This is a genomic window from Glaciecola sp. G7-5 (assembly GCF_055808975.1).
On the sequence record NZ_CM147892.1, the window covers coordinates 740,123 to 757,180 of the forward strand.

The window sequence follows — 17,058 nt, forward strand, 5'->3', positions numbered from 1 at the left end:
ATAATGAAAAAAACCGCCTATAGTTTTTCTAAACAATCGGCCACACCTAGCAAGGTAAATATTGCGGCAAAAAGCACGCATAAAAATGGGCACAACATTAACGCGCCATTACTGCATGCAAATCACGCCAAACCCTTGAGCCGACGCGATTTTATAGCCCAAGGTTTTAAAGCCGGAGCAGGAGTGGTTTTAGGTACTTCAGTACTTAATATGCTGGGTGCGAATAAAGCAATGGCAGGTTTGTCGGGCGATCTTGAGGCCTTAAAAGCGGGCTGCGGCATTGCCACACAAGGCGCTGGTAAAATACCTTTCATTGTGTTTGATTTAGCAGGCGGTGCCAATATGGCCGGCTCAAATGTTTTGGTAGGTGGCCCAGGTGGCCAATTAGACTTTTTAAGTGAACAAGGCTACAGCCGCCAAGGTCTTCCCCGTGACATGCTGCCTTCTGCCAACAACCCCGATATGGGAGTATCTGATTTTATTAACCAAGAATTAGGCTTAGCGTTTCATGCTGACAGCGGCTTTTTACGCGGCATTCAAGACAAACTAACGATTGGCAACAGAGCCAACGTAAATGGTGCTGTGATCCCCTCGCGTTCTGAAAACGACACTGGGAATAATCCGCATAATCCAATGTATGGTATTAATAAAGCGGGCGCTGACGGCTCGTTGTTGACGCTAATTGGCTCTTCTAATTCAGATTCAGGCGGCAATAGCATGGCGCCGCAAAGTTTAATCGACCCAGCGAAAAGACCCACCAAAGTTGACCGCCCCTCTGACGTAACGGGATTGGTCGACACCGGCGATTTAATCGGCTTACTCAGCCAAGAGGATTCGGTATCAGTAATGGAATCTATTCAGCGCATTAGTGATATGAAGCTAAGTAAAGTCGACAGTGGCATTAGCAGCGACAGCGAACTTAAACAGCTTGTGCGCTGCGGCTATGTAAAAAGTGCTGATATTGCGGACCGCTTTGGCGACCCTTCGACCCTTAATCCGGCCCTTGATCCAAACATAGTCGGCGATGCAGGGATATTTTCTGAAGAAGAGTTTAATGGAGACCGCGAATTTCAGAAAACCGCGTCAGTGATGAAACTTGTGATTAACGGCTACGCTGGCGCCGGTACCATCACCATGGGCGGCTACGACTATCATACCGGCAATCGCTCAACCGGTGAATTACGTGATCTGCGCGCAGGCAAATGCATGGGTGCGGTACTTGAGTATGCAGCGCGCATGGGCGTACCTGTCATGATGTACGTGTGCAGCGACGGTTCAGTATTTAGTAATGGCATGATTGATGACAGCGAAAATGGCCGCGGCAAAGGCGTATGGACAGGTGACAATTCATCCACCGGCGCATCTTTCTTTTTGGTATACAACCCTAACGGAACACCTCAGTTACTCGGCGCAAACGCCGAAGAGCAAGCCATGCATCAACAAATTGGCTTTATGCGCCGCGACGGCGCGGTCGAAACCGCATCAAGCCCCGCAGCAAACAACGTAAACTTACTGGTCGAAACCATCGTCCTAAATTACTTAGCCCTACATTCTGAACAAGCGCTACTGCCATCATTCATTCCTGGCCATAGTTTAGGCAATGCAAACTTAATGGATTCATTAACTGCTTTTGCGCCGATTGTGTAGGCACTACTACAGCATATTAAGACAACTGACTTAATCTCATGGGGCACCATAAACCCGCTTCTAAAATTGAATTTACTTAGTTAGTACACTGACGGTAAATTCTTGTGTATTTTTAGTCTTTATCTGATAAGTTTGCACCTCCACGTTTTATTCATTTAGTAGCACCCATAAATAAGGACGTTTCAATGGCTTATGATTTCGGCTCCCAAACCCTTGGCATTAAAAACCCCTTTAAAGTTGAAGGGCGACTAAAAGCGATATCGGGCGTTGTCTTGCTAATCGCTGGCATATTGCCATTGATCAATGTTGCCAATCAGCTTGAAAGCGAGCCAGTAACCGCTTACGCAAATGCGATTTTAGGTTTTGTATTATTGGCTGCAGGTTCTCGTCATTTAGGTGTAGGCCTTTTTCAATTGTTTCGATATTTTGTAGGCCGTTCGGTACCAACTTCGCTTGCTTTTAACAACAGTCGTTCAGAAAGAGAAACAGCACAGGCAGAAAAAAAAGCCGTTTTGTATAACGACGAAAGACTTCATTCTATGTTAATGGGACGAAAAAACACCACATTTGTTGAGCCAGACGGCTGGGTTGCTCGGCTTATTCATAGCGTCTTTCCTAATCTTACTTTTTTGCCTTATCCTATTCGCCATGTTGCTCAAGAACTTGGGGTGATGTTTCTAAATTTTGGTACCGCCATCATTTCTTTTCTGATCGTATTTTTTGTGGTTTCTACCGGCTTAGCTGGCGTTATTGCCAAAGAGACCGCCATTCCTATATTGTCTATTCTTTTACTGTTGTATTTGGTTTTGTCGTGGAGGCGATCTGCCAATTCTATTAGCTCTCATTCAAACTCTGAGTCTTCCTCAAAAGGGCTTTCACTTGGTGTACTTATTGGCTTGAGTATCATTGTACCTGTGTTCAGTGGTTTCGCTTTAGATAAAGTTACAGGATGGACCGCTGCTGATATTTCGGCTTTCACGGCTGAGGTAAACTTGTTTTCAGCATGGGGGAATTTAGCTTTGCTGTTCGGTGCTATTTTGTTGGTTGCAGCCGCCACTGCGCCGGCACTAATTGCTCGTAGCAAACATATAACGCCGTCAACTGAAGTATCTGAATTTAGAGAAAACATGCAAGAAAGCGTGCATCCAAATGAAATATTTATCAATATTGAAAACATCGTATTGGCGAATCGCCGCTTCAAAGAAATCCCAAATAGAATATATCGGGAATTTGATCCCAAATTGGTTGAACAAGCCGAAGGTAAGGGCAATTTCAATGGAGAATTGTTGGTAGAAACTCAGCCCGAATTAGCCACCGACGACGCTATCGGCATTAAGAAGCCCTCAAAGATATTAGTCACCATAATGGCGCAATTATTGGTGTTAGCGAGTTATGCTTTTTTTGCTATGTTAGTTTACGATACAGCAAATCTAGTTTCATATCTTTTTAGCAACGCACCCGCGAATAATGCGAATAAATTCTCAGCCTTTTTCGCACTATTTAACCCCTTTTTATTTGCGCTAATTGCGTGGCTAACGTTTCAAGCTGCAGGGCGCCTGCTCAACAATGCTTCCCACTTATTTTGGGGAGAGTTGCAATTCTCTTCACTGTTAATGTATATGAAAACAGAAGGTACCTATACCGAATCTAGGATTTCTACCGGGATGTCTATTCACGATTCTACTCGCTCCGAAAACGTAGTAGTAAGATCAAGTATTACGCCTTGGGTAATTACGTCGAGATTGTTAACCAGTATATTCGCGACCAGTGGCAGTTCTAATTTGGAGTCGCCACGTTTTATTATGGGTATGCTTAAAAATGATGATGAATTGGCGACCATTGTGACCGAAATTAAAACCTTCTTAAGAGGTCGCGAAGCTATTGCATCTATTACTAATGAAGCCGATCTTGAAAATGCCAGCACTATACATCAGATCAATCAGCAAACGCGTTCTGTGCCAAATATTGATGGTGAAGATGCTGCCAAGCTGTCGTTAAAGGATGAGCAGGCAGCAGGTTTTTTACGAAACAATAACAATGATAAAAAAGAGTAAGCCTTGATTAGAAACATGCAGGAAGTTCTTTTTAAACTAGACGAAGGCAGTGAGCATGTTACTGTGTTTGAGTTTAAATAAGCCAATTACGAACTTCGAGCGTAAGCTGTCGTTATAGTAGCTCAAGCGGCATGATAGATTTTCTCAACATCATCAGCTTTGTACTCTTGTTGAGCTTGCCACAAATCATAGTTGGCTTGCTGATTTATCCATGACTGTGCAGTGCCACCAAATGCTTTCGCTAATTTTATAGCAACCTTTGGACTGATACTACGGCGACCGTTAACGATTTCACTTAATGCGGTTCTTGTCATACACAACTTTTCGGCGGTATTTTTAATGCTTAACTCCAGGGGCTCAAGATATAGTTCTTTCAAAGTCTCACCTGGATGGGGTGGATTAAACATTTGCATAATTATTTACCTCTAATGATAATCAATTACCTCTGCATTACCGTTTTTAAGCCTTTATGTTTGAAAGATTTAATCACGACAACTAATCCTTTTCACTCCTCGAGTGTATCGCGTATCGACACGAAGGTCAATGTGTTTGGAATTGTTCACAAACGTTCATTTTTAAATTGTATACACTGAAGTATGACAAAACAGGAAGAACACGCAACTGACTCAACGGCCAGTGTTATCCCTGTTATTGTGTTTGATTTGGTGGGTGGTGCGGTCGAAACCACCCTCAAATACAGCTGTCACAGAAGCTAATCGATAATAAGCTAATAGGTAAATGTCACTACAACACGGCGGTTTAACGCTTCAGAAACGCCGTCACCAGTTCCGATAAAGAGGTTGGCCTCGCCATAGGCTTTTATGTTTATCTTTGATTTATCCACGCCATTCGCGCTCAGGAAACGTACTATTGATTGTGCTCTTCGCTCAGCTAATTTCTGATTTGCGCGTGCACTACCGTAAGTATCAGTATAGCTTTCAACTGTGACCGATTTGAAATCGCCTTGTGCAGATAATAGCTCAAGCAATTGCCTTTCTTGAACTGAGGTTAATCCATGGATATTGGTAGCATATAAGAATGTTGTAGACGCTCTGTTTAAAGGTGGCGCAAGCACAATTGTTGGTGCAACCTTGACCACAGGTGCAGGCGGTTTTGCTGAGCCAGCACCAATTGAGGTAGATGAAGCAAATCCGATTGTAATATCATCATTCGCTTTTGTGCTGCGCACAAGTGAACATTCCTCAAAGAATGGCTCTACACTGGCATCGGTCATATAGTATTCTGGTTTATCGGATTGGTCTGCATAACGTCTTCGCGCTAACGCTCGGTCATTTGCTAAAGTTCCAGCAAGCACGCAGCGGATGTCACCTAAAATAAATGGATTGCTAGAATAATAACTATGCCCTAGGCCAAACAGTTCTGAGGCCACCGGTGTTGCGTCGACCGTCTCGTAACCATCGACAGTGCGTATGTAAGGTTTGTTCTTATCGGTGTCACCCAATCTTGGCTTACCATTGACAATTTTTGAAAGTGTTAATGCTACGTCGGAATCAGAAGTATAAATTGTGACGTTAGGATCAAGTGTTTCTAGTTTCCCTGCGACTTGATCGAATATGTCTCTTTCTACATCTGCGGCAGCTAAAATTATCCTAAATTCAATATCCGCATTGGGGTGATTCTCAAGATAGGTCGCGGCATATGCCTCAAGGCTCCCAATCAAGACCCTATTGCCCATCGAATGCGCAATAATATTAATTTTCTTAACATCTAAGTCATTGGTTAGTATATCAAGAAACTCAGTTAAGTAAGGCACGGCTGCCGCAGCCATAGCGCCGTCACCTTTGTAATTTCCTAATGACAAAGCCCCTGCTGAAGGCCAACTAAATAATACAGGCACACCGGGATTGGTCATCCTGTCATGGTCCAAATCTACAGATAGTTGAGCAGAACGCACAAGCGCCGACTCAAATTTCACATTGAATCCATGAACAAAAAGCAAGATTTGCTGCCCACCTCTTTTTGTCATATCTTGCTCAAGGTTGCGTAGAAAACTCTGTTTCCCGTTTTTGTGATCCGCGTAACAAAAACGTATTTTGAAAGTTCTTTGTTGTCTTTAGGAAAATCACCCTTGAGCAATGGCGTTTCGCCACGGTCTCGTGTTCCACCGTCTGTCACGAGTTTTGGCAACCAAATATCGGCTCTACCAAGAGAAAGCATATTCGCGGCCCCGGCCTCTAAGGAAAGCATATCTTCTTCGCTATTTTGACCAATGTTTTGTGACTCTGAAATAATCAGCCGATTAGTTCCGTAAAACACTCGCACACAATCAACATTTGTAATCGATTTTGAACGAGTGAGTTCTTCGCAATTATTCCCAAAATCAGGGTGATGAAGTTTAGTTGTCGTGCACCCAGCTAAACCTATAAGAGCCACACAGATCGTGACTCGAAGATGGGGTTTCATTGTTTTACACCAATACTTCGGAAATATTCTGAGGATTTCCATGCTTGCAGCCTTATCGCAATAATCTAATTACGAAGAATATATTTAAGATGTTGATATAAATTTCATTAAGGAAAATTTGTATCATAAAGGTTGTTTGCGACCCTGAGTATAAGACAAATATACCTTGTACACTACTCTCTGGCAGAGCAGACTACATTTCGCTTTGCGCTGAGTATGCCAACGACTCGAATCGATATTGATGATTAGCATTTTATAGGCTTTCTAAGAAAGCGAGTAAGGCGTCTTTGTTCCCATAGTGTAGGCACAGTGTAGGTACAACGAATAACACACATTCATTCAGTATGTGGATGTAACTAGTGGCTTGTTTCTTGCTTTTCTCAGATATTATCAAGCTTGATTATATAAAATTGAGACATCATGAAATCAGATTTATTAATATTTAGTATTGCTTTAAATGGCTACCAGTTTCTATACAAAAACTGTATTTCTTCACATAAAAATTATGCAAAAAAACACGGTTATTGTTACCAAGCGGTCAAACGACCCTATATGACTCAGTTAGGTTCAGAATGTTGTTGGTTAAAATTAACGCTAAGTTTACGTGCATTTCAAGCAGGTTATAACAAAGTCCTATTTGTAGATGCTGATGCCTTTATAAACGAGGATGCACCGGCAATTGAACAGGTAATTAGACGCGAAAAACATGTATATTTAGCCAAAAGTTACACAGGAAGGTTTAACTCTGGCGTTATGTTTATGCTCAAGCATGAAGATACGATTGCATGGCTTAAGCGCATAATAGCGAGCCGAATGACATTGGTGCCTCTAAGTGACAGTGTGGGCTGGGGAGAAAATGGCCACATTATTACGCATTCTAAAAACCAAGCCTTTATTGAAACAATGGATAGGCGCTGGAACAACACTTACGACCCTACTTTGGACGATTATATACGCCACTTTTGTTTTGGTCCTTTGCGCCACAGCCAACTTTTGGGCCTTTCGCACAAGTTGATTTCAAGAATGACAAAAGTACTCACAAAAACAAAAGATATGTTGAGTAAATATACTTTACTCTCGCAAAAGATAGATCCGCTCACGTCACTAACAAGTGCCGTCATCAAAACCTACCCATGTTTTAAAGCGCCTTCAAACCGATAATTATTTTTACCTGCCGGTAGCTATTTTCATTTTAAAAAGTTTTTCATTGTGCATATTCAAAATGCGAACTGTACTAAGAAAACAAGGCTAACTCTGTTTTAATTTAAAATTAAACCGATTAATATCAATATGTTACAACACTTTTAAAAAGTGGCACAAGTTACGCAATGCGGTCCTTCGAACGATTAACTTAAAGCAAACTCGGCGTTTGCAATGTTAATCAATTTGAATTGCAACACGCGGAGCAACTTATGCAAAACCTTTATCAAAACGCTTACCCACAAACATTCAGCCAAACGGCTACAACGTTTCAACAAGCTGAACAATTTACTTTGTTTGGTTTGACTATTCATAACCACAGTATGCAGGCAGCAGTTGACTGGGTATTAACACCGGTTAGTAATGGTGAAAGATGCAAGACAGGCTATTTCATCAATGTGAACTCAGTCAATTTGACGACTAAGCACCCCACTTTAAAGCACGCTCTAAATCGCGGCGATCGTTGCTTTGCAGATGGTTCGGGTATACGCATTGCGGCTAAATATAGTGGCGTACGTATCCGCGAAAACGTAAATGGAACCGACATGCTACCGCATTTATGTTTAGCCGCGCAGGCCAGCAACAAATCAATTTATATGCTGGGTGCTAAGCCAGGTGTAGCGGCTAAAGCCGCACAGAAATTATTAAAGGAGTATCCACAGCTAAACATTGCAGGCACGCAGGACGGTTATTTTGATGCTCAAGAGACCGAAGATGTTATCGCCCGAATTAATCAATCTGGTGCGGATGTTTTGTTAGTAGCGATGGGATCACCCATGCAAGAAGCGTGGATAGATGCCCATGCTAAAAGGCTCAAATGCAGCACTGCACTAGCCGTTGGTGGCTTGTTTGATTTTTACTCTGGGAACATCCCTCGAGCACCAATGTGGATGCGAAAGCTTGGCATGGAGTGGGTATGGAGGTTAATGCAAGAGCCCAAAACCAAATTTAATCGCTATGTAATAGGCAACCCTCATTTTTTAGTACAAACGTTTATTTTTAACCGTGCAAAGCGAGGATATTAAATATGGCTTCTACGAATAGTCGCAATATGAGCAATACCATTGAGAGCGCCACGCCAGTTGGAAGACATCAAGGAATACCAATGCTCCTCCAACGCTTTGTGGCTCTAATTGCGCTTATCATTCTTTCACCCCTTTTATTGGCAACCATGTTGATGATTGCACTAGAGAGTAGGGGCAGTTGTTTCTTCAGCCAAGATCGGATTGGCAAATTTGGACGTCATTTTCGCATGTATAAATTTCGTTCGATGTATTTAAAAACAGACCCCTTATATCAAGAGCCAGACCCCGCAACTAGCGATAGAGATGGTGTGTGCAAAAAATATAAAGTAGATCCTCGTATCACAAGAGTTGGGCGATTTATTCGTAAATACTCAATTGATGAGCTGCCACAATTATTCAATATTGTGAGAGGAGATATGGCGTTGATTGGCCCCCGACCTGCCCTTGGAGTTGAAGTTAACGCATATTGTACTAGTGCGGTAACGCGCTTAAATGGTATCCCTGGCTTATCTGGACTTTGGCAAGTTTCTGGACGCGCTAATACCGACTTCGAAACCCAAGTTGAATTGGATAAGCGTTATCTAAATCAACAAAGTATTTGGCTAGATTTTTATATTCTGTTTGCAACAGTACCAAGTGTGCTCGGTGCGAAAGGTGCTTACTAATTTTATGCGTCTTATAAACGGCTGGGTGTGAATAACACCTAGTCTTTTTATTTTCAGCATTTTTGCAATTTGAAAACAGGCGTTTTTATTGCTTTGCAAATTGCAAAAAAGTTCACGGAGAATAAATTAAAGCCATATAAAACAACAACTTAAAAACTGGCACGCAAGATGCTATACCCCATTATCAATATCAAAATACTAAGAGAAACATCATGGCAGTTTTTGCTAGAAAAATTTATACATCAATAGTCACTAGCAAATTTTCTGCGTTATTGCCCGCGATTATTGCTGCTTCAATGTTACTCGGGTGCGCGAACCAGCAGCATGGTTTGCAAGCAATAGAAAATACTCAGGGCGAATTTTATGGGGAAGTAAACAAAAATGGGCATCTATTTACGCAGCAAAGTGTAGCCCAAAATGTATTTTCATCTACACTAAATTGCCAAGACCGCAACGATTTTGCTGCACCGCTACATTATCGTGTCGACAAACCAATATTGTCATCAGCTTCAACACAAGCACCATTTCCTATGGCGAATATTCAAGCGCGAAACACGCTCCCCTTAAGCCCTGGCGACTTAATAGAAGTAATGATGGAATACGGTGAAGGCTTTAATGGCACGTACGTTTTGGACAATCTCGGACTACTAAACCTACCTATTATCAGTGCCATTGATGCGTCTGGAATTTCTCCTTCAGAACTAGCAAAAAAAGTGGAACTAGCCTTAATCAAAGCTGGCATATTTAAGCCTGTCATGGCGACTGTTCATATCAAAATTCTGCATCTAGCAGAGATTGAAGTACCTGTAACAGGCGCCGTTTTTCAGCCTGGCCGAGTTCTTATTAACAAAAAGAATGCACATTCAGAAATGGACGAGCGAGTGGCCGCGAACGGCGACTACAGTACTAAAAGACTGTTATCTGAGGCTATTCGAGCAGCATACGGTGTTCGACCAGATGCAAAATTGGACCAAGTGATCTTGATTCGACAAGGCTGGCAGATAGAAGTCGATCTTACTGGTATTTTGAGCGGTGTTGCGGTTCATGATTATCCGCTAATTGCTGGTGACCAAGTAATTGTGCCAAGCACAGGCTGTTTTCAATCTCATTTAGTGCGCCCAAGTCAAATTACACCTAAAGGTTTTCGAGTGTTTATGTCTAACCTAACAGATTCTGCACAGAGTAATTCGGCTGCAGGCGTTGGGCGCTACTCGACTAATTTGCCTTATGGTACCAAGTTGCTGCAAGCCGCTGTGTCTGCAAACTGTGTTGGCGGAAAAGAATGGACCAACGCTCCTCGCAAAATAATGCTAGCAAGTGTTAACCCAATGACGAATGAAACTCAGGTGCTAGAGCGCTCAGTTGAACAATTAATGAGGCACTCGAATCGAGATGATATTAACCCTTATGTGATGCCTAATGACGCAATCGCTTGTTATGACTCTGGCGTGACCAATGTACGTGACGTTGCGAAAACTATTGTTGATGTTTTAGCGCCTTTCGCGCTGTTGTTTTAAGGCGATAACAATGAAACATTATCCAATTGCAACACTTACTCCATTTGGTCGTTTTAGGGCACTAGTGTACCGCTTCGTCAAGTGGCCATATTTAACATTCACGGCGTGTTCCTATTTACTAATTGCGGCGATTGTCAGTTTGTATTTAAACAAAGCCCCCGTATATAAAAGCGAATTGGAATTAGTTTTACCCGGTACTGGTGCGTCATCTAGTGTATCTATAGATAACGTAGGCCAAGTTATGTCGCAAACGAGCGCGCCATTCTCCGCTGGCGGTTTTAATCCACGAGTGAACTATAAAGAGATGTTATTGAGTCGTGGTTTACTCATGCTTGCTAGTGAGCGAACCGAAATGACTAGCGTCAAATTTGGTCAACCGAAAATTACGTTAACAGAACAAACGTCTATCTTGGCTATTAGTATAACAGGCGCAAGTGCACAACAAGCAAACCGCAAAGCTTGGGCTTTATATGAAAGTTTGCAGCTAGAGCTAGATCGCTTACGCGGCGATGAAGTGCTTCGTCGTGATGCAAGTATTCAAAGTGTTTTAGATGAATACCGAGTTAGGCTAAATGAAGCAAGAGCAAACGTTTTGGAGTTTCAACAAAGTTCGTTTCTTGTTTCTGTTACGCAGTTTGATCAGTTAGTTAGTAGCCTACAAACACTGAAAGAAAAGCAAATTTATGTGCAGGCTCAGGTCACTAATTTAGCCGACTATAGCCATGGTCTAAGCCAAAACCTAGGTGTGTCTTCTAACCTCGCCGGCAAAGCATTTATTTTGCAATCTGATGTTGAGTTTAGAGGCCTGTTAAAAGAGCTTGATGCCAGCACTTCACTTTTATCTGAATACCAGTCACGTTGGGGTGATGGACACCCGAAAGTTATTGCTGAGCAGTTGCGGTATGACGCTGCTAGAAAGGCGCTATTGAACAGAAGTAATGAAATAGCCGGTCCTCACGCTGCCAATTCGTTCTCTAGTTTAGATTTAGAAATGAACCCCAAACGCGCTCAAATGTTTGCGGATTTAATTGAGGCATCGGCTCAGCAAGAGGGCTTTAAAGCAGAATTAGCCGACCTAAAACGCACAGAGCTACAGCTTCGAGACCAGTTAAAACTATATGCAAGAGAATCAGCAGTACTAGACCGTTTGCAACGTGAGTTTGATTTGGCCGAAGCTATATTTACATCTGCTGCCGCTCGTTTAGAAGCAGGTAAAGCCGATGTATTTGCATCTTACCCCGTTGTTCAGCTGTTAACTGAGCCTTCTATTCCCAACAAGATTCATAGCCCAATCACCGCCCTTGGTTTGGCTGCGGGTGCAGTTGGTTTTATATTTATCACATCAGGAGTGACCGTATTATGCAATCGCAGACGCATTATCAAACTACTACTGAAGCGAAACTAATCTACTGGGCGCTTATCGCGACCTATCCCATTTACGCTATTGGGGGCTTATATATAACTGGGTCAGCCTTAGGATGGATTGTGCTTGGCATCATAATATTAAGAGCATTCGTTGAAGGAGATAATGTATTTCGCGATGTTCCGCTGATGGTATGGCTGTGGGTTATTGGCATGCTAATTATGCTTCTTTCACTATGGGTTGCACATGCCCAATGGTCCTTAGGCACAAGCAAAACAATTAAAAGTAGTGTTGGCTGGGCGAAGGGATGGGCATTAATCGCCATATTTCCACTATTGGGTGCCCTGGTGAATATTAAACCCCAAAGCATTGTGAGAGGCGCCTGCATTGTTTGCAAGCACACCGCTATTTTTGGGCTGGTAACCTTTTTACTTTATAGCATTCGAATTCCAGGTCATTTGTTCGTATCGCCTTTGCAGATATTAGGCGGCGCCGGAGAAATCTTCTTTACCGTAAGTTTCTATGGCATGAACCCCGAGACGCACGCGGGTCGTTGGCAGTTTTTTGCACCATGGGCGCCGGCAGCGGGATTTTTAAGTTGTATTTTGGTTATTTTTTGCCTTCAAGAAAAAGATAAAAATTTAAGAAATTGGGGCTTGTTGGGCTGTTTTGTGATGATACTACTTTCACAATCACGGGCAGGTTTAGCCATTTTTATCGCTATTATTCCGATGTTTATGTTAGCCAAACAGCTTCAAAATCCATGGGTGCTTCTTGCTTTAGGACTAATTCTTCCTATCGTACTGGTGGTTGGTGAACCCATATATGAATTTATGATGGATTCGTACCAACACATTAAAGAATCTCGCCCTGCGTCTACCAGAGTGCGTTCAGCATTAGAAAATTTGGCGGTTCAGCGTTGGCAGGCTGAAGCGCCAATTTGGGGCCATGGTGTTGTTGAATCAGGGCCCAAAATCGTCGAATTTATGCCCATCGGGTCGCACCATACTTGGTTTGGTTTGCTTTTTGTCAAAGGACTGGTTGGCCTTATTGCGTTGGCGATCCCTTTGGGTTTAAGCGTCATCTATTTTCTTTTTTATTATCAACAAAACGTTCAAGCGCGGGCAGCATTGTGCTTTTTGACCGTTTTTGTGTGTTACAGCTTTTTCGAAAACTTAGAAATTTTAGCTTACTTATACTGGCCAGCCCTTTTTTGGATAGGCATGGCATTTAAAAAAATTCAAAACAGAGGTTCATATGTTTAAACTATTCGATGCGTACATTGTTGGTTACTACGGAATGCACAATACCGGTGACGACGCCTTATTATATAGTGCTCGTTGGGCTAGCCACTATTTATTGGGGTCTAAAAACACCCTTGTCAGCAGCGCGACGGATAGTCAGTGCCAAGAATTTGGTGATATTCAAGCGATAAAGCAAGGGAAGTTTCGAGGTCATCAGCGACTTATGCATTACAAAAATGCGCTGAAAAGTGACAAAGTTATCTTTGGTGGCGGTTCTGTTTTGCATACCGAGTCAGATATTCAATTTAAGCGTCACCTTGTTACTTTAGGCAGCAGAAGACAGAGTCGTTGTGTTGGCGTTGGTTTAGGGCCATTTACCTCAGTGGGTGCAGAAAAAGCGTGTGCGAAGCTCTTGTCAGAGTGCAGCTTTGTTGGCGTAAGAGACAAGCAAAGCTATGACATAGCAACAGCGTTAAGCCCAAATGCAAACATTCACTTAACTTTTGATTTAGCGCCCATAATGCTTTGTCATGAAAAACACAAACTAGTAGAAATTGAACGAAGTGGAATAATGTTTAATTTTTGCCAACAGGCAATAGATGCTTTTGGTAACACGAACAAAACCGCTGAACTTGCCCGTATTAAAAGTGCAGTCGCTGCTATTGAAAAAACCTGGTTTGAAACAAAAGAGCCAATTTACCTCGTTGATTTTAATGCTCACTCTCGCTTCAGTGACTTTCAAGTGCATCGAAAAATTATAGAACAGCTAAGCGAAGCCGTGCCAGTTACGCATATTCAGTATGACCCAAATCCGTTTAGAGTATTGCAAAGGATCGCAGGTTTCAAAGCCTCGGTTTGTATGCGATTGCACGCTTCAATTATGTCTTTTATGGCAAAAACACCATCAATATCAATAAATTACCATCCAAAGTGTAAGGCTTGGTGTGAACAAATAGGAATGCCTCAAGATTATCAGTTAGATGCACGAGATATTTGCTCTGACAGCCTTGCAAATGTAATCAAGTTTAGCCTTGCTACCGAGTTTATCGCTCCCCTTATGACAACAAATGAGGCCGTTGGTGCTTCTTTACGGAACTGGAGATAAGCACATGAAAAAATTAGAGTTTTCAGTAGTCATCCCACTGTATAACAAAGTCGATAGCGTGAGTAAAACACTCGAATCGATATGTGCTCAACGATATGCCGCGTCCGAAATTATCGTCATTGACGACGGCTCTACCGACGGCAGTGCTGAGAAAGTAGAAGCACTGAATATCCCTAATCTACAGATCATTAAACAACCTAATCAAGGCGTATCGGCAGCGCGCAACTTAGGCGCAGCGCTAGCAAACTACCCTTATATTGCATTTTTAGATGCTGATGATCAGTGGTCTCCTTTTTTCCTTTCTCAAATGCACAATCTGATATTACGCTTCCCTGAGCAACAATTTTTTGCAAGCCACTATCAAAAGGTGATTGCGCCAGGCATGTATACTGATGCTAAATTGGCCTTAAAAAACACACCCGCCACAGGTGGTATTTTAGATAACTACTTCGCCGTAGCATCAAAAGGTGACCTTCCATTTATGGTGTCTAGTTGCGTCATAAAGTCTCAGCTATTTGAGCAAATCGGCGGCTTTCCTGTTGGTGAAGCAATGGGAGAAGACCAAGCATTATTTAGTCGCGTTGCACTGCAGTCACAAATTGTCTTTTCTCCTTTGGTGCTGCTGCTGTACCACACCGATACTGAAAACCGCGCTTGCGATAGGCATATTCCTAAACAGGTATTACCTTTCGCTAGCCGCTTGCTAGAAGAAGCACGAATGCCAAGTCTTGATCGCAAACTAAGGAAAGACATATTGCGTTATTGCAGCGCCCACGTTTGCCATATAGCTAGGCTCAATATACGTGCAGGTGATTACAAAGCAGCCAAACAATTACTAAGAATGAATATTTGTAAGTTGAAGCCAACACATCAATTGTCCTTTTCTATATGGGCAGACTTTCGTTTTTGTACATCACAAATTATCGCATTCTGTAAAAGTATGCGTAATTCTTTCAATTTAAACACTAAACAAAGGTAACACCATGAAACTTAACGCTATTTGTATTATTAAAAATGAAGTCGATATTATCGAGGATACGTTAAACAACGCATTGGCTTTTTGCGATACGATTTATGTATTTGACAACGATTCAGACGATGGCAGTTGGGAACTTATTTGTGAAAAAGCATTAAAAGATTCGCGTATTGTGATTGCTGGACATACCGATGAAGTTTATCGTAACCAATTTAGAAATCGTGTCTACAATATGTTTAGTCATAATTTCACTGCATCTGATTGGTGGTATATTTTGGATGCCGATGAAATGCTCATTGAAGACCCGCGACCTATGCTACTGAAAGCAACAAAACGAAATAAAAATCAGATGCGCGTATGGCAAGCTCAGTTTTATTTTACAGACAATGATTTACGTGTTTACGACAATGAAGACAAATCGCTACCCGTACCTGAACGTCGTCGTTATTACCGCATCAACTGGCGCGAGCCTCGTTTTTTTAGAAATTCACCTACTCAAAAGTGGCCTGAAGAGATTAGTGGAAAAGTACCACCATTTTGTAACTCGCTTTATCGCCCATCTCCTATTTGCAGGCATTATGCCCAAAGAACGCCAGAGCAAATAAAAATGCGTCATGACATAAGGGTAAATAACCCATATAGTTTTTTGCATGTAAAAAATAAATCTGAACATGATTGGTTGAAAAAAGCGGCAAATTGTTTCGTTTATACAGAGGGAGAAAAGATGAAGTTTCCATTGATGGACCGCGTTACATATTATGCTAGTCAGACCAAGTACTGGTTAATATGGAGAGTAAAAAGTGTAGTCTCGATAAAGCATATTTTACTATCTAAAGCGTTTCAAAAAGCATAAGCATTTAATGCATGAAATTTGAGCTTGTCAGTGGTAAGGATTTTAGGCTAACCTTGCAGTACACTGAGCGAAAATAAAAAATACGCAGAACAGTAAAAGATGAGTATTGAAAACGAAAACACAAACGCTAACATGGTTGTTCTTTGCGTTGACGATGAAATAAACATTCTTAAGTCTTTACATCGCTTGTTACGCAAAAAGAAATATGAATTATTCTTTGCCGAAAGCGCAGCCGACGCGCTTACTATATTAAAACAGCAACAAGTTCATTTACTTATCTGTGACATGAAAATGCCAGTGATGACTGGCGTTCAACTACTTGAACAGGTGTCTTTATTATATCCTAATACCTATCGTATTCTGCTGTCAGGCTCCTCTGAAATGGAGCAAACAATGGATGCCGTTCACAAAGGCAGTGTCCATTGCTATATGCCAAAACCATGGGACAACGATGAGCTTATTAGTATTATTGAAGAAGGGCTAGCAACCATTAAAGTGGAATGACATAGTTAAACCGAGCTAAATAGCGCCCAAGAGACGCGTGTTGGCATTTAGGAAAGGAACTAAGTAATGCCAGCTTGCAGATTTTAATACCATATATCGAATGAGAAGGCCTCAAATAAGTTGATGCCTAAAGCCGATTTCACTATATACAAAATAAATAAGCCTAGCAGAATGCTCAGTGTCAAAAATACCGTGGCTAAAAATAGTATCGTCATTAGCGTTATCGACTTTTCTTGGCGTGTTAATAAACGCACATTGCGACCCATTAATAGTACAAAGTAGATTCTAGAAGGATAAAAAGGAACAGGAATAGTACCGCGAAGGTCAAGCTTATGCTTTCGGTATCCGCCACGACCAATAGCCACTTTTAATGCCTTGAGCTGATTGTCACTCAAAGATAAGGCTATTTCGTCGGGTAGGCGGCTAAGTAAGTTGACTATATCAGGGTCTTTACGAATTAAATGGCTATTGTTATTCAATT

Annotated in this window: 16 protein-coding genes; 12 read left to right on the plus strand and 4 right to left on the minus strand. The window is 41.9% G+C overall.

Annotation, left to right across the window (positions count from 1 at the left end; genetic code table 11):
- Nucleotides 1–3: 3 nt before the first annotated feature.
- Together AC0L6H_RS03310 and AC0L6H_RS03315 are read left to right on the plus strand one after the other, a co-directional pair.
- Entirely contained in the window at nt 4–1,647 is a 1,644-nt protein-coding gene (locus tag AC0L6H_RS03310; RefSeq protein ID WP_473392573.1) for a hypothetical protein, read from the plus strand.
- Between the two features lie 185 nt (nt 1,648–1,832).
- Nucleotides 1,833–3,701, plus strand: a complete 1,869-nt coding sequence (locus AC0L6H_RS03315; RefSeq protein ID WP_473392574.1) for a hypothetical protein — start codon at nt 1,833–1,835, stop codon at nt 3,699–3,701.
- A 122-nt stretch (nt 3,702–3,823) separates the two neighbouring features.
- On the opposite strand, the gene AC0L6H_RS03320 is transcribed toward AC0L6H_RS03315, so the two are convergent.
- The 3 genes from AC0L6H_RS03320 to AC0L6H_RS03330 all read right to left on the minus strand — a co-directional run bounded on the left by AC0L6H_RS03320 (nt 3,824) and on the right by AC0L6H_RS03330 (nt 6,125).
- A complete protein-coding gene (locus AC0L6H_RS03320) occupies nt 3,824–4,114 on the minus strand; it encodes a HigA family addiction module antitoxin (RefSeq protein WP_473392576.1) in 291 nt (96 codons plus the stop codon).
- Nucleotides 4,115–4,428: 314 nt separating this feature from the next.
- The gene (locus tag AC0L6H_RS03325; RefSeq protein WP_473392577.1) at nt 4,429–5,688 is read right to left on the minus strand and encodes an alpha/beta hydrolase; all 1,260 of its coding nucleotides are present in this window, start codon (nt 5,686–5,688) and stop codon (nt 4,429–4,431) included.
- Entirely contained in the window at nt 5,685–6,125 is a 441-nt protein-coding gene (locus tag AC0L6H_RS03330) for a hypothetical protein (RefSeq protein WP_473392578.1), read from the minus strand. The genes AC0L6H_RS03325 and AC0L6H_RS03330 overlap by 4 nt, the downstream gene beginning before the upstream one ends.
- A gap of 420 nt (nt 6,126–6,545) precedes the next feature.
- On the opposite strand from AC0L6H_RS03330, the gene AC0L6H_RS03335 reads away from it, so the two are divergent.
- The 10 genes from AC0L6H_RS03335 (at nt 6,546) to AC0L6H_RS03380 (ending at nt 16,577) form a co-directional block, all read left to right on the plus strand.
- Nucleotides 6,546–7,286: a hypothetical protein gene (locus AC0L6H_RS03335; protein ID WP_473392580.1), complete on the plus strand. Its 741-nt coding sequence runs from the start codon at nt 6,546–6,548 to the stop codon at nt 7,284–7,286.
- A gap of 251 nt (nt 7,287–7,537) precedes the next feature.
- Complete coding sequence (locus tag AC0L6H_RS03340; protein WP_473392581.1) at nt 7,538–8,350, plus strand: WecB/TagA/CpsF family glycosyltransferase; 813 nt, start codon at nt 7,538–7,540, stop codon at nt 8,348–8,350.
- A 2-nt stretch (nt 8,351–8,352) separates the two neighbouring features.
- The gene (locus AC0L6H_RS03345) at nt 8,353–9,015 is read left to right on the plus strand and encodes a sugar transferase (RefSeq protein ID WP_473392582.1); all 663 of its coding nucleotides are present in this window, start codon (nt 8,353–8,355) and stop codon (nt 9,013–9,015) included.
- A 212-nt stretch (nt 9,016–9,227) separates the two neighbouring features.
- Complete coding sequence (locus AC0L6H_RS03350) at nt 9,228–10,532, plus strand: polysaccharide biosynthesis/export family protein (RefSeq protein WP_473392583.1); 1,305 nt, start codon at nt 9,228–9,230, stop codon at nt 10,530–10,532.
- A gap of 10 nt (nt 10,533–10,542) precedes the next feature.
- Nucleotides 10,543–11,937 carry a GumC family protein gene (locus tag AC0L6H_RS03355; RefSeq protein ID WP_473392584.1) on the plus strand — a complete coding sequence of 465 codons (1,395 nt, stop codon included), beginning with the start codon at nt 10,543–10,545 and terminating at the stop codon, nt 11,935–11,937.
- Nucleotides 11,892–13,160 carry an O-antigen ligase family protein gene (locus AC0L6H_RS03360; protein WP_473392585.1) on the plus strand — a complete coding sequence of 423 codons (1,269 nt, stop codon included), beginning with the start codon at nt 11,892–11,894 and terminating at the stop codon, nt 13,158–13,160. Before AC0L6H_RS03355 ends, AC0L6H_RS03360 begins: the two co-directional genes overlap by 46 nt.
- On the plus strand, nt 13,153–14,244 hold the full coding sequence (locus AC0L6H_RS03365) for a polysaccharide pyruvyl transferase family protein (RefSeq protein WP_473392586.1): 1,092 nt from the start codon (nt 13,153–13,155) through the stop codon (nt 14,242–14,244). Before AC0L6H_RS03360 ends, AC0L6H_RS03365 begins: the two co-directional genes overlap by 8 nt.
- A gap of 4 nt (nt 14,245–14,248) precedes the next feature.
- Nucleotides 14,249–15,223 carry a glycosyltransferase family 2 protein gene (locus AC0L6H_RS03370; protein WP_473392587.1) on the plus strand — a complete coding sequence of 325 codons (975 nt, stop codon included), beginning with the start codon at nt 14,249–14,251 and terminating at the stop codon, nt 15,221–15,223.
- 4 nt (nt 15,224–15,227) lie between these two features.
- Entirely contained in the window at nt 15,228–16,073 is an 846-nt protein-coding gene (locus AC0L6H_RS03375; RefSeq protein WP_473392588.1) for a glycosyltransferase family 2 protein, read from the plus strand.
- A 99-nt stretch (nt 16,074–16,172) separates the two neighbouring features.
- A complete protein-coding gene (locus AC0L6H_RS03380; protein ID WP_473392589.1) occupies nt 16,173–16,577 on the plus strand; it encodes a response regulator in 405 nt (134 codons plus the stop codon).
- A gap of 83 nt (nt 16,578–16,660) precedes the next feature.
- Here the strand turns inward: AC0L6H_RS03380 and AC0L6H_RS03385 are convergent, their stop codons facing one another.
- Nucleotides 16,661–17,056 carry a hypothetical protein gene (locus AC0L6H_RS03385; RefSeq protein ID WP_473392590.1) on the minus strand — a complete coding sequence of 132 codons (396 nt, stop codon included), beginning with the start codon at nt 17,054–17,056 and terminating at the stop codon, nt 16,661–16,663.
- Nucleotides 17,057–17,058: the final 2 nt, after the last annotated feature.

Excerpts from the sequence above, each read along its gene's own strand:
- AC0L6H_RS03310 (WP_473392573.1), top strand. The coding sequence starts at position 4 with ATGAAAAAAACCGCCTATAGTTTTTCTAAACAATCGGCCACACCTAGC.
- AC0L6H_RS03315 (WP_473392574.1), top strand. The coding sequence starts at position 1,833 with ATGGCTTATGATTTCGGCTCCCAAACCCTTGGCATTAAAAACCCCTTT.
- AC0L6H_RS03320 (WP_473392576.1), bottom strand. The coding sequence starts at position 4,114 with ATGCAAATGTTTAATCCACCCCATCCAGGTGAGACTTTGAAAGAACTA.
- AC0L6H_RS03325 (WP_473392577.1), bottom strand. The coding sequence starts at position 5,688 with ATGACAAAAAGAGGTGGGCAGCAAATCTTGCTTTTTGTTCATGGATTC.
- AC0L6H_RS03330 (WP_473392578.1), bottom strand. The coding sequence starts at position 6,125 with ATGAAACCCCATCTTCGAGTCACGATCTGTGTGGCTCTTATAGGTTTA.
- AC0L6H_RS03335 (WP_473392580.1), top strand. The coding sequence starts at position 6,546 with ATGAAATCAGATTTATTAATATTTAGTATTGCTTTAAATGGCTACCAG.
- AC0L6H_RS03340 (WP_473392581.1), top strand. The coding sequence starts at position 7,538 with ATGCAAAACCTTTATCAAAACGCTTACCCACAAACATTCAGCCAAACG.
- AC0L6H_RS03345 (WP_473392582.1), top strand. The coding sequence starts at position 8,353 with ATGGCTTCTACGAATAGTCGCAATATGAGCAATACCATTGAGAGCGCC.
- AC0L6H_RS03350 (WP_473392583.1), top strand. The coding sequence starts at position 9,228 with ATGGCAGTTTTTGCTAGAAAAATTTATACATCAATAGTCACTAGCAAA.
- AC0L6H_RS03355 (WP_473392584.1), top strand. The coding sequence starts at position 10,543 with ATGAAACATTATCCAATTGCAACACTTACTCCATTTGGTCGTTTTAGG.
- AC0L6H_RS03360 (WP_473392585.1), top strand. The coding sequence starts at position 11,892 with ATGCAATCGCAGACGCATTATCAAACTACTACTGAAGCGAAACTAATC.
- AC0L6H_RS03365 (WP_473392586.1), top strand. The coding sequence starts at position 13,153 with ATGTTTAAACTATTCGATGCGTACATTGTTGGTTACTACGGAATGCAC.
- AC0L6H_RS03370 (WP_473392587.1), top strand. The coding sequence starts at position 14,249 with ATGAAAAAATTAGAGTTTTCAGTAGTCATCCCACTGTATAACAAAGTC.
- AC0L6H_RS03375 (WP_473392588.1), top strand. The coding sequence starts at position 15,228 with ATGAAACTTAACGCTATTTGTATTATTAAAAATGAAGTCGATATTATC.
- AC0L6H_RS03380 (WP_473392589.1), top strand. The coding sequence starts at position 16,173 with ATGAGTATTGAAAACGAAAACACAAACGCTAACATGGTTGTTCTTTGC.